Raw genomic sequence first — 11,422 nt, forward strand, 5'->3', positions numbered from 1 at the left:
GCTCAGACTCGACAGCGAGCGAGACGAGCCGTCTCGCCACTCGGCGGACGAAGGAGATGACCCATGAGCAAGGGAAACGCGGGCGGCATGCTCGGCGTCGGCGGCACCCGCAGCAAGCTCTCCCGCGGCGCGCTGCGCGGCGGCCGGGGAGGCAACGGCGTGGGCGGCGGCACCGACCCGATGGCGCAGCGGCGCGCCCTGCTGCGCAGACTCCAGGAGCAGCGCGGCGCCGGAGAAACCCGCCAGGGGTGAAAATCACCCGATCGGATCACTGCGCAACGGCTCCTCACGGTGGACCATTTGAGCGCGTACGCACCTCGTACGCCTCCGCGTCCCACCCACCGTGAGGAGCCTTCCTTGCGTACACCCCGACGCAGCCCCCGGCCCCGGCGCTACCTGATGTGCCCGCCGGCCCACTTCAAGGTCAGCTATTCCATCAACCCCTGGATGGACCCGGACAAACCCGTCGACCTGCCGCTGGCGCTGGCCCAGTGGGAAGTGCTGCGCGAGAGCTACCGCGCGCTCGGCCACACCGTCGAGGAGCTGCGGCCCCGCCCCGACCTGCCGGACATGGTCTTCGCCGCGAACGGCGCCACCGTCGTGGACGGCCGGGTGCTCGGCGCGCGGTTCGCCTTCGAGGAGCGGCGCGGCGAGGCCGCCGTGCACGCCGCGTGGTTCAGGGACCATGGCTTCACCGAGGTCCGCGAGCCGGAGAACGTCAACGAGGCGGAGGGCGACTTCGCGGTCACCGCCTCCTGGCTGCTGGCCGGGCGCGGCTTCCGCAGCAGCCCGCTCTCGCACGCCGAGGCACAGGAGTACTTCGGCCGCCCGGTGATCGGCCTGGACCTGGTCGACCCGCGCTACTACCACCTGGACACGGCGCTGTGCGTGCTGGACGACGCGACGGACTCGGAGGTCATGTACTACCCGGGCGCCTTCTCGGCGGGCAGCCGCGCCGTACTGGCCAGGCTCTTCCCCGGCGCCCTGATCGCCTCACGCGCGGACGCGGAGGCGTTCGGCCTGAACGCGGTCAGCGACGGCCGGCACGTCCTGCTGCCACAGGCCGCGGTCGGGCTCTTCGAACCGCTCCGCGAGCGCGGGTACGAGCCGATTGGCATGGACCTGACCGAGCTGCTCAAGGGCGGCGGCAGCGTCAAATGCTGCACACAGGAGCTACGGCCCGCGCCCGCGTAGGGACCGGACCCCGCGCAGGAGCCACCGGGCCCGGCACAGCAGGACCCGGCCCCCGCCCGGCAGGAGCGGTCAGCCCGTCCGCTCCCAGGCGTCGCCCCACTCGGCGTCGCGGGCGGCCTTGTAGCGGTCGCCGTGCCGCTTGGTGACCGTGTCGCGCCGCAGCCCCTCCTCCGTACAGAGGTCCAGCAGGACCTGTCCCTTGCGGAGCTGGGGCTTGCGGACGACGCGGGACGGGGCGGGTGCGGCCGCCGCGCCGTCCACCGCCTCCGGGCGCACCGCCGCGACATAGCTGAACTTCTCGTCCTCGTACGGCAGCGAGCCGCCCTTGACCTGGCGGTGCAGCGAGGAGCGGGTCACCCGGGCCGCCATGTGGCACCAGTCCTCACCCGGCACGATCGGGCACATACCGCTGTGCGGGCACGGGGCGACGATCCGCAGCCCGGCGTCGGTGAGCTGCTCGCGGGCCTCGCGGATGCGCAGATAGCCGTCCGGGGTGCCGGGCTCGATCAGTACGACGGCCTGCGCGGCGGCCGCGGCGGCGACGACCGCGCGGCGGTCCTCCGGGCGCAGCTCGCCGAGCACGTACGAGACGGTGACCAGGTCCGTGCCCTCGGGGACCGTCATGCCCGCGCCGATGACCCGGCGCTGCCAGTCCGTGTCCGGCAGGACGCCGTCGGCCAGCTCGCGGCCCAGCGCCAGCGCCGGTTCGGCCCAGTCGTACACGGTCGTGCGGTGGCCGTCCCAGGTGGCGGCGACCGCCCAGGTGGCGGCGCCGGTGCCGCCGCCGATGTCCACGTGGCAGGCGGGCGCCCAGTGCGGCAGCCGCGCCGCGAAGGCGTCCAGGGCGTGCCGTACGGCCTCGAAGGTCGCGGGCATCCGGTAGGCGGCGTACGCGGCGACGTCCGCGCGGTCCCTGAGGACCGGGGCGTCGGTCGGTGTCCGGCCCCGGTAGTTGGCGATCAGCCGGTCGACGGCCCGCGCGGCCTGCGTGGGCGGCAGGCCGTCGAGCAGGCCGGCCAGTGCGGCGCGCAGTTCGTCGTGCATTCGGGCCATTTTACGGGGCGGGTGCGACAGCCCTGCCGGGCCGCCCGGCCGGCCCGGCCCGTACCGCCCGCGCCAGCCGGGTGGCGGCCGCCGCCCGTGGCGCGCTGCCCGCCTCGCGGCGCCGCGGGTGGACCGTGTTGGCCAGCAGCACCAGGAACGTGTCGGTCGCCCGGTCCAGCACCAGGCTGGTGCCGGTGAACCCGGTGTGGCCGGCCGCGCCGCGCCCCGCCAGCTCACCCATGAAGTACGGCTGGTCCACGCCGAAGCCCAGGCCCGGCGGGTCCAGCAGCAGCGCCACCGACTCCTCCCCGAGGATGCGCTCCCGGCCGTACGCGCCGCCGCTGAGCAGTGTCCGGCACAGCACCGCCAGGTCCTGCGCCGTCGAGAACAGGCCCGCGTGCCCGGCGACGCCGCCCAGCGCCCACGCGTTCTCGTCGTGCACCGCGCCGCGCACCATCCCGCGGTCCGCCTTGGCCCACGGCCGCCGCTGGTCCTCGGTCGCGGCCACACCCGCCGGGTCCAGCGGCCCGAACGCCGTGCTGGTCATGCCGAGCGGGCCGGTGATCTGCTGCGCCACGAGGGCGTCCAGATCCAGGCCGCTGACCTGTTCCAGGATGAGCTGGAGGGCGATGAGGTTGAGGTCGGAGTAGCGGTACACGCTGCCGGGCGGGGCGGCGGGCGCCGCCGCCTCCTCCCACAAAAGCTCCAGCTGGGCCGCGCGCCCCCGGCGCTCGTAGAACGGCAGCTCCGGGCGCATGCCCGAGGTGTGCGTGAGCAGGCTGCGGACCGTGATGCCGGCGGCGAAGCCCGGCAGCCGGCGGCCCACCGCCTCGTCCAGGTCCAGCAGGCCGCGCTCCACCTGCTGCACCGCCACGATCGCGGTGCACAGCTTGGTCAGCGAGGCCAGGTCGAAGACCGTGCCGACGCGCATCGGCTCCCGTTGCTCCCGGGGCAGCTCCACACCGCGGTCGCGTCCGGGGTCGTAGCCCGCGTAGCGCAGCGCCCAGCCCGCCGCCTCCTCGGCGGCGACCACCGGGCCGCGCCCGGCGAGCACCACGGCGCCCGCGCACCAGGGCTCGGGGCCCTCGGTCGCCTCCCGTACCCCGCCGGTCAGACGCCGTATCCAGGCGGGGTCCAGCCCCGCCGCGGCGGGGGTGCCGTGTCGCAGTCCCGTTGCGTTCAGAGCCTGGTCCTCTCGCCGGTCCCGGTGGCGGTCTCCTCCCTACGCTGCCACGGGCGGCACAGTCCCAGGAAGCTCAGCAGCGCCAGGACGCCGCAGGAGAGCTGGACCACGGCCATCGGTACGGCCGTGTGCTCGCCCGCGATGCCGACCAGCGGCGAGGCGATCGAGCCCAGGAGGAAGGTCGAGGTGCCCAGCAGCGCCGAGGCGGAGCCCGCCGCGTGCCCGGAGCGCAGCAGCGCCTTGGTGTTCGCCGACGGCATGACCAGGCCCATCGCGGACATCAGGACGAACAGCCCGGCGGCCATCGGCCACAGCCCGACCTCGCCGAAGACGCCGCCGGCCATCAGCAGCAGCGCCGTCGCGGCGGCGGTGATCAGGCCGAGGCCGATGCCCAGCACCACGTCCAGGCTGACCCGGCCGACCAGCACCTTGCCGTTGATCTGGCCGACCAGGACCAGGCCCACGGAGTTGACGCCGAACAGCAGGCTGAAGGTCTGCGGTGACGCGCCGTAGATCTCCTGGATCACGAAGGGCGAGGCGGAGATGTACGCGAACAGCGCCGCGAAGGCGAACGCGCCGACGATCAGGTAGCCGGAGAAGGCGCGGTCGGCGAGCAGGGAACGCATGGTGCTCAGGGCCTCGCCGAGGCCGCCGGAGTGCCGCTTCTCGGGCGGCAGCGTCTCGTGCAGGCGGCGCCAGACCAGCAGGGTGAGCAGCACGCCGACCACGGTCAGGACGACGAAGACGCCGCGCCAGTCGGTGATCCGCAGGATCTGCCCGCCGATCAGCGGCGCGACGACGGGGGCGACGCCGGAGATCAGCATCAGGGTGGAGAAGAACCGGGCCATCGCCACGCCGTCGTACAGGTCGCGCACCACGGCCCGCGCGATGACGATGCCGGCCGCGCCCGCCAGGCCCTGGAGCAGGCGGAAGGCGATGAGCAGCTCGGCGTTGGTGGCCAGGGCGCACAGCGCGGTGGCGAGGATGTAGACCACCATGCCCACGAGCAGCGGGCGGCGGCGTCCCCATTTGTCGCTCATCGGCCCGACGACCAGCTGCCCCAGGGCCATGCCCGCGAGACAGGTGGTCAGGGTGAGCTGGACGGTGGCGGCCGGGCTGTGCAGCGCGTCGGTGACCTCCGGCAGGGCCGGGAGGTACATGTCCATGGAGAGCGGCGGCACCGCGGTCAGGCCGCCGAGGATGAGGGTGACGAGCAGGCTGGTGCGGCGGGACGCGGCGGGCGCCGCCGCGTCCCGCTCGGCTATCGGAACGCTGTCCTGGGGCTCCGTCGTTCCGGTGCCGGGGTCCGTCATGAGTGTCTCCATGGATGATTGATGGCTTGACCATGGTGTCATGCACGGAACGGACTCCGGCGCGCTTTCGGCCAGGATCTCGGGCGGCGGCCCCGCGGCGTGAGCGGCGGACGGGCCTCAGGCGGGCTTGAGCCCCGGGCTGCCCGCCTCGGACACGAACGACCCCGCCGTGCTCACGGGCGCCCCCGGCTTCGTCACCGCCGGCACCGTACGGAAGTCGGCGCGCGCCTTCTCCCGGTCCAGCGTGACCGTCACGTACCCGCGCCGGCCATTGTAGAACTTCAGGTGCGGGTTGGCGGCCATGTACGTGCCCCAGTTGGCCGGTCTGTCCGCGCCGTCCTCGCCGCTGGCGATCGAGGTGGTCACGAACTCCACGCCCGCGGTGCGCGACTTGCCGTCCCGGAAGTCCCGCTTGATGTCGAACGCGTAGTGGACGTGCACATCGCCGGTCAGCACGACGAGGTTGTCCACGCCGGCCGCCTCCGCGCCCTTCAGCACCCGCTCGCGGGAGGCCGGGTAGCCGTCCCAGGAGTCCATGCTGAGCTTGTGGCCGGGGCCGGTGGCGTTGCGCCGTTCGGCGAAGGTGACCTGCTGCGGCAGCACGTTCCACAGCGCGGAGGAGGACCGCCAGCCGTCGATCAGCCAGCGCTCCTGCTTCGCGCCGGTCAGGGTCCGCCTCGGATCGGTGGACTCCGGTCCCGGGGTGCGCCAGCCGTCGCCGTACGCCTGGTCGGAGCGGTACTGGCGGGTGTCGAGCACGTCGAACTGGGCGAGCTGCCCGAAGTGCACGCGGCGGTAGAGCTGGGCGTCCGGGCCGTTCGGGCGCTGGGGGCGGCGCAGCGGCTGGTTCTCCCAGTACGCGCGGTAGGCGGCGGCCCTGCGGAGCAGGAACTCGCCCTTGGGGGCGCTGTTCTCGCTGATGTCGTCGGCGTAGTTGTTCTCCACCTCGTGGTCGTCCCAGGTGACGATGAACGGGTGGGCGGCGTGCGCGGCCTGGAGGTCGGGGTCCGACTTGTAGAGCGCGTACCGCAGCCGGTAGTCCTCCAGCGTCACCGTCTCGCGGTTGAAGCGCGCGGGCAGCTTGCGGTCGGTGTACTGGCGGGCGCCGCCGACGGCGTCCACCGGGTACTCGTACAGGTAGTCGCCGAGGTGAAAGACGACATCGAGGTCTTCGGCGGCGAGGTGCCGGTGGGCGGTGTAGTAACCGTCGTGGTACGCCTGGCAGGAGACGACGCCCAGCCGCAGTTCGCTGTTCTTCGCGCCGCGCGCGGGCGCGGTGCGGGTCCGGCCTACGGGGCTGGTCCAGTTGCCGGCCCGGAAGCGGTAGTAATAGACGCGATCCGGCGCCAGACCGGTGGCCTCGATGTGCACCGCGTGGTTGAACTCCGGGTGCGCCTCGGCCCGGCCGCGCCCCGCCAGCCGCTGGAACCGCTCGTCGTAGGCGACTTCCCAGCGGACCGTGACGCGGGCCTTGGGCATGCCGCTGCCCGGCTCGTACGGCTTCGGGGCGAGCCGGGTCCACAGCACGACGGAGCCGGGCAGCGGGTCGCCGGAGGCCACACCGAGGGTGAAGGGGTTCTCGGTGATCTTGCGGGCGTCGGCCTCGGCCGCGGCGTACGCGACGCCGGTGCCGGGCAGGTTGACCGCGAAGGCCAGCGCCGCGGCGGCCCCGGTGCCGGTGAGGAAGCGGCGCCGGGCGAGCTGTGCCGCGGCGGCCCGCATCTCCGGTGAGTGCGGCGCCGCCTGCGCTTCCTGCGCGGACTGCGCGTCCTGTTCGTGCTGACCTTGACGGGCCATCTGCCCCTCCCTGGACTGGTGTGGTCACCAGCGATTGGAGGGGCGGACGACGGCGCTCCGCTGTCCCACGTTCGACGCACACATGACAACCCGGTGATGTCTGCGCCCGCATCGGACGCCGACGGACATTCACGGCAGGGACCGGCGCGCCCGAAGAGCCGTGGCGCGGACCGGCGGGCCCGGAACCCGGACCCTTCGCCACCGGCCCGGCGTCTCCGTAGGATTCGGGACATGGCTGAACTGATGGTGCGCGACGGCACGTGGGCCTTCGACGGCGACCGGGTGTGGATCGTGCCGGGGCAGGAACGGAGCGTGCACCGGCTGCGGCAGGACCTGGGCGAGACGTCCGTACCGCTGAAGGCGCTGGCGGGCATCGCGTACGAACCGGCCCGCAAGGGCGGCCGGTTGCGCCTGCGGCTGCGGGACGGCGCCGACCCGCTCCTGTACGTCACCGGCGGCGGCCTGCCGGACGACGCGAACCCCTACCAGGTGGCCGTGGACCCGGACCGTACCGGCGTCGCCGAGTACTTCGCCGACGAGGTGCGCCAGTCCCTGCTCCTCGACCAGGTGGCGACCGGGCCCACCGACCGCTACCTGCTGCCGGGCCCCGCCGTACCGCTGTCCGCCGCGGGCGTGGACGGCGTGGCGACCTTCGACGGCGAACACGTGCACATCGACTGGCGCTGGACCACCAGCGAGAGCAAGAAGCACGCGGGCGCCCGGGACTTCGCCCTCGCCGACCTGGCCGGCGTCGACTGGCGCCCCGCCTCCGGCCTGGAATCCGGCTACCTGCGCTTCCGCCCGAAGGGCGTCACGGCGAAGCTCAAGCCGGAACACGACCCGAACGCCATCGAGCTGTGGGGCTTCAAGAAGGAGAGCGGCCGCACGGCGCTGCTCGCGGCGGCGGTCGCGGCACGGCTGCCGCACCCCTCGGGCGGCCCCGCGCCGACGGCGGCGGGCCCGGTGACCGCGGCGCGCACCGCACCGGCCCTGGAGAAGACGGCGGACCCGGGCAGCGGGAACGGCGGCCAGGACGCCGACGTCCTGCTGCGCCGGCTGCGCGAACTCGGCGAACTCCACCGGGACGGCGTCCTGACCGCCGAGGAGTTCGCCGCGGCAAAGGCGGCGGTGCTCAAGGGCTTCCACGGGGCGGGGTGAGCGACACCCGTTCAGCGGGTGGCCGCGGCGCGCCTTACCCTGCCGCCATGACAACACCCGACACCCGATCCGGCACCACTCCGCCAACCGCGCCGACCGCCCTGATCACCGGCGCCGGTTCCGGCATCGGCCGGGCCGTCGCCCTGGCGCTCGCCGGGGCCGGCTGGTCGGTGGCGCTCGCCGGGCGGCGCGCCGACGCCCTGGAGGAGACCGCCCGCCAGGCGGCGCGGGACTCGGGCGGCGCCACCCTGTGCGTACCGGCCGACGTCACGCGCCCCGAGCGGGTCGACGCCCTGTTCGCCGCGGTCCGCGACCGCTTCGGCCGGCTGGACCTGCTCTTCAACAACGCCGGTACGTTCGGCCCGCCCGTACCCCTGGAAGAGCTGGCGTACGACGACTGGCGCACGGTCGTCGACACCAACCTCACCGGCGCGTTCCTCTGCGCCCAGGCCGCCTTCCGCACGATGAAGGAACAGGCCCCCCGCGGCGGCCGCATCATCAACAACGGCTCGGTCTCCGCGCACACACCGCGCCCGCACTCGATCGCGTACACCGCCACCAAGCACGCGATGACCGGACTGACCAAGTCGCTCTCCCTGGACGGGCGTCCGTACGACATCGCCTGCGGGCAGATCGACATCGGCAACGCGGCCACCGAGATGACCGGGCGGATGCGGACGGGCATCCTCCAGGCCGACGGCACGACGGCGGCCGAGCCGGTGATGGACGCGGCGGACGTGGCCCGTACGGTCCTGCACATGGCGCAGCTGCCGCTGGCGGCGAACGTGCAGTTCGCGACGGTGATGGCGACGGCCATGCCGTACATCGGCCGCGGCTGAGGGCGGTGCGGCCGCCCGGCCGGCCGCCGCGCCGCCCACCGCCCGCCTTCCGGACTTCGGCGGGACGCGCTCCTGACAGACGGCGCGTCCGGTGGGACTCTTCCTGACGCACGTCCATCCGCACCGCTCATCTGCCGGGCCGCGGGACCCGCGGCCACGTAGTCGACGGCCGCGCGGTTCGCCACCACGCGGCCCCGCAGAAGGAGTCACGCGTGAGACGAATCGTCAGCACCATCCCCGGCACCCGTCGGCGCGGCACGTCCCGGGCCGTCGCCGGTGCCCTGACCGCCGCCGGCGCCCTGCTCGTCTCGGCGCTCCAGGCCGGCCCGGCGGGCGCGGCCGGTACGGCCGGTACGGATGCGGCCCGGGCCGGTACGGGCACGGCCGCGTCGGGTACGGCCTCCTCCGTTGCCGGCTTCTGGACCGCGGAGCGGATGCGCGAGGCCACCCCGCTGGACCTGCTGTCGGCCGGGACCGGCGGGCCGGCGCAACGGTCCGACGCAGCGGCGAAACGATCCGGCAGCGCGGCGGACCGGCCTGCCGCACCGGTACGGAGCGGCCCCGAACGCACCGTACGCCCCAGCCTGCCCGCCACCGCCGGCGCGGCCGCCCCCGTCCCGAAATCCTTCCCGCAGGCGGGCGCCCCGTGGACCGGCGGCGGCGCCGTGACGAACACCGCGGGACGGGTGTTCTTCACGTACCAGGGCCGCACCGCCTCCTGCTCGGGCAACGCCGTCACCAGCGCGAACAAGAGCACCGTGCTCACCGCCGGGCACTGCGTGAAGCTCAACGGCGCCTGGCACGGCGACTGGGTCTTCGTCCCCGGCTACCACGACGGCCAGGCCCCGTACGGCAAGTGGGCCGCCTCCAAGACCCTCGCCACACCGCAGTGGACGGCAAGCGAGAACATCAACTACGACATCGGCGCCGCGGTCGTCGCCCCGGTCGGCGGCCGGCGGCTGACCGACGTCGTCGGCGGCCAGGGCCTCGCCTTCAACACCGGCTACAACAAGCCTATGTACGCCTTCGGCTACCCCGCCGCCGCACCGTACGACGGCAGCAAACTCATCTACTGCAGCGGCAACACCATCAAGGACCCGCTCTTCTCCACGGACCACGGGCTGTCCTGCAACATGACGGGCGGCTCCAGCGGCGGCCCCTGGTTCACCACGTTCGACGAGGCCAGCGGCACCGGCCTGCAGTCCTCGGTGAACAGCTTCGGCTACACCTTCCTGCCCAACACCATGTTCGGGCCGTACTTCGGTGACGACGCCGAGAACCTCTACGACGAGGCGCAGTCGAACTGACCGCACGTCCGGAGGGGTGCGCCCGCAGGCCCCCCTCCGGACGGCACGCACCGCACGGGGTTGTCCCCGGGGCTCTCATTCCCGGGGGCGGCACGACAATTCACGCACACGTGAGAGTGCAGCCGGTATACCCACAGCGCCATTCTCACGCTTTTCACGCCCTCTTCTCATGGAAAACTCACGAACGCCCCGGCCACCAGCAGCAATTGCGCCGTAGCCACCCCACCGGACGGATCATGAATTCCCCGACCACCTCTGTCCGATTTCTTTCCCCGCGGAATGGATGACCCCCACTCCGGGCTTTTCGGTGCTAGCGTCCACCGAGCAGAAGTGCACTCTCTGCTCACTGAATCCTTGCCCGACCACCCGTCGCCGAGGGGACTTCCATGACCGTGGCCGACAGCAGTGCGAACAGCAGTCCGGCGCCCGCTCCCGAAGAAGTCGGCGCGATGTACGACCGGTTCGGCGACCTGCTCGCCATGGTGCTCGGCGGCAGCGCCCTGCACGTCGGCATGTTCGTCCCGCACGGCGAGCGGACCGGGGCCGCCTCCCTCCTCGGCCTGTCCGACCTCGCACAGGACCGGCAGACCGAGTACCTCGCCGGCATCCTGGCCGACGGCCTCCCGCCGGACGCCCGCCTGCTCGACATAGGCTGCGGCACCGGCGGCCCCGCCATCCACCTGGCCCGGGCTACCGGCGGCCGGGTCACCGGCATCACCGTCAGCAGGGAGCAGCTCGCCCGCTGCGGGGAACGGCTGAACGCCGCCGGCGGCCTCGGAGGCCGGGTCGGCTTCGCGTACGGCAACGTGATGCGGCTCGACCACGCGGACAACTCCTACGACGCGGCCTGGTCCATCGACTGCTTCCCGCACCTCTCGGACCGGCCCGCCGCACTGCGCGAGGTCCGGCGCGTACTGCGGCCCGGAGGCCGCCTGCTGATGACCGAGTTCGCCCGGCGCGGCACCGCCGTCCCCGCGGAGACGGAGGCATTCACCCGGCTGTGGACGTCCCCGCCGCCCACCACCTTCGCAACGCTTCTCGGCGAGGTCGAAGAAGCCGGTTTCCGTGTCGCGCGCATTCAGAACATGACATCGAACGTCGCACTGTGCGGCGAGCTGATGTACGCGCTTTACCAAGAACGGCGCGACGAGATAGAGCAGCGTTTCGGAAAGGAAGCCACCGCCCACACCGATCCGCTGATGGAACCGTTCCGCACGTTCTGCCGGGACCACGTGGACTATTACCTGCTGCTGCTCAGCACACCGGAAAGCTGACCGGCTGATCCGGGCCCGGCAGTCCCGCCCGCACCGACCCGAGAGCTGACTTCCCCCCTATGGTCGCCAAACCGCCCTTCGGCCTGCCCGTTTCCCTGCCCTCCCCGCCTTCCGCCGCCGCCCCCGCCTCTCCCGCCTCCGGCTCCGTGCCGCTTTCGCCGCCCGCCCAGCGCACACCCGTACCCCTTGAGAACGCACCTGGCCGACGGCCGCGCCGCCGCTGGGAGTTGTGGCGCTCCCCCGAAGACCAGCCCCGCTGGGCGCGTCCCTCCCTGCTCGGTGTCGCGGCCCTGGCCGCGCTCCTGTACACGTG

The 11,422-nt window shown here is 73.3% G+C and carries 11 protein-coding genes; 7 read left to right on the forward strand and 4 right to left on the reverse strand.

What is annotated here, in order from left to right; all coding sequences use genetic code 11:
• The first annotated feature begins 63 nt into the window (after positions 1-63).
• Positions 64-252: a DUF6243 family protein gene (locus ACZ4Z1_RS26040; protein WP_365846325.1), complete on the forward strand. Its 189-nt coding sequence runs from the start codon at positions 64-66 to the stop codon at positions 250-252.
• A gap of 105 nt (positions 253-357) precedes the next feature.
• A complete protein-coding gene (gene ddaH / locus ACZ4Z1_RS26045; protein ID WP_468489022.1) occupies positions 358-1,194 on the forward strand; it encodes a dimethylargininase in 837 nt (278 codons plus the stop codon).
• Between the two features lie 69 nt (positions 1,195-1,263).
• Here the strand turns inward: ddaH and ACZ4Z1_RS26050 are convergent, their stop codons facing one another.
• The 4 genes from ACZ4Z1_RS26050 to ACZ4Z1_RS26065 all read right to left on the reverse strand — a co-directional run bounded on the left by ACZ4Z1_RS26050 (position 1,264) and on the right by ACZ4Z1_RS26065 (position 6,456).
• Entirely contained in the window at positions 1,264-2,238 is a 975-nt protein-coding gene (locus tag ACZ4Z1_RS26050) for a small ribosomal subunit Rsm22 family protein (protein ID WP_468489023.1), read from the reverse strand.
• Between the two features lie 10 nt (positions 2,239-2,248).
• Positions 2,249-3,361, reverse strand: coding sequence for a serine hydrolase domain-containing protein (locus tag ACZ4Z1_RS26055; RefSeq protein ID WP_468489047.1), 1,113 nt, complete (start codon positions 3,359-3,361; stop codon positions 2,249-2,251).
• A gap of 56 nt (positions 3,362-3,417) precedes the next feature.
• Positions 3,418-4,734: a multidrug effflux MFS transporter gene (locus ACZ4Z1_RS26060; RefSeq protein ID WP_468489024.1), complete on the reverse strand. Its 1,317-nt coding sequence runs from the start codon at positions 4,732-4,734 to the stop codon at positions 3,418-3,420.
• A 117-nt stretch (positions 4,735-4,851) separates the two neighbouring features.
• Positions 4,852-6,456 carry an alkaline phosphatase D family protein gene (locus tag ACZ4Z1_RS26065; protein WP_468489048.1) on the reverse strand — a complete coding sequence of 535 codons (1,605 nt, stop codon included), beginning with the start codon at positions 6,454-6,456 and terminating at the stop codon, positions 4,852-4,854.
• A gap of 306 nt (positions 6,457-6,762) precedes the next feature.
• On the opposite strand from ACZ4Z1_RS26065, the gene ACZ4Z1_RS26070 reads away from it, so the two are divergent.
• From ACZ4Z1_RS26070 to ACZ4Z1_RS26090, 5 genes are all read left to right on the forward strand, one after another.
• On the forward strand, positions 6,763-7,689 hold the full coding sequence (locus ACZ4Z1_RS26070) for a DUF4429 domain-containing protein (protein WP_468489025.1): 927 nt from the start codon (positions 6,763-6,765) through the stop codon (positions 7,687-7,689).
• A 47-nt stretch (positions 7,690-7,736) separates the two neighbouring features.
• Positions 7,737-8,528 carry an SDR family oxidoreductase gene (locus ACZ4Z1_RS26075; RefSeq protein ID WP_468489026.1) on the forward strand — a complete coding sequence of 264 codons (792 nt, stop codon included), beginning with the start codon at positions 7,737-7,739 and terminating at the stop codon, positions 8,526-8,528.
• 212 nt (positions 8,529-8,740) lie between these two features.
• Positions 8,741-9,835 carry a trypsin-like serine peptidase gene (locus ACZ4Z1_RS26080; protein WP_468489027.1) on the forward strand — a complete coding sequence of 365 codons (1,095 nt, stop codon included), beginning with the start codon at positions 8,741-8,743 and terminating at the stop codon, positions 9,833-9,835.
• Positions 9,836-10,221: 386 nt separating this feature from the next.
• Positions 10,222-11,109 (forward strand): SAM-dependent methyltransferase, encoded by an 888-nt coding sequence (locus ACZ4Z1_RS26085; protein WP_468489028.1) that lies wholly within the window; start codon positions 10,222-10,224, stop codon positions 11,107-11,109.
• A gap of 59 nt (positions 11,110-11,168) precedes the next feature.
• On the forward strand, positions 11,169-11,422 hold a 254-nt coding region (locus tag ACZ4Z1_RS26090), incomplete at its 3' end, for a hypothetical protein (RefSeq protein WP_468489029.1).

It is taken from the genome of Streptomyces sp. NPDC030165 (genome assembly GCF_055573595.1).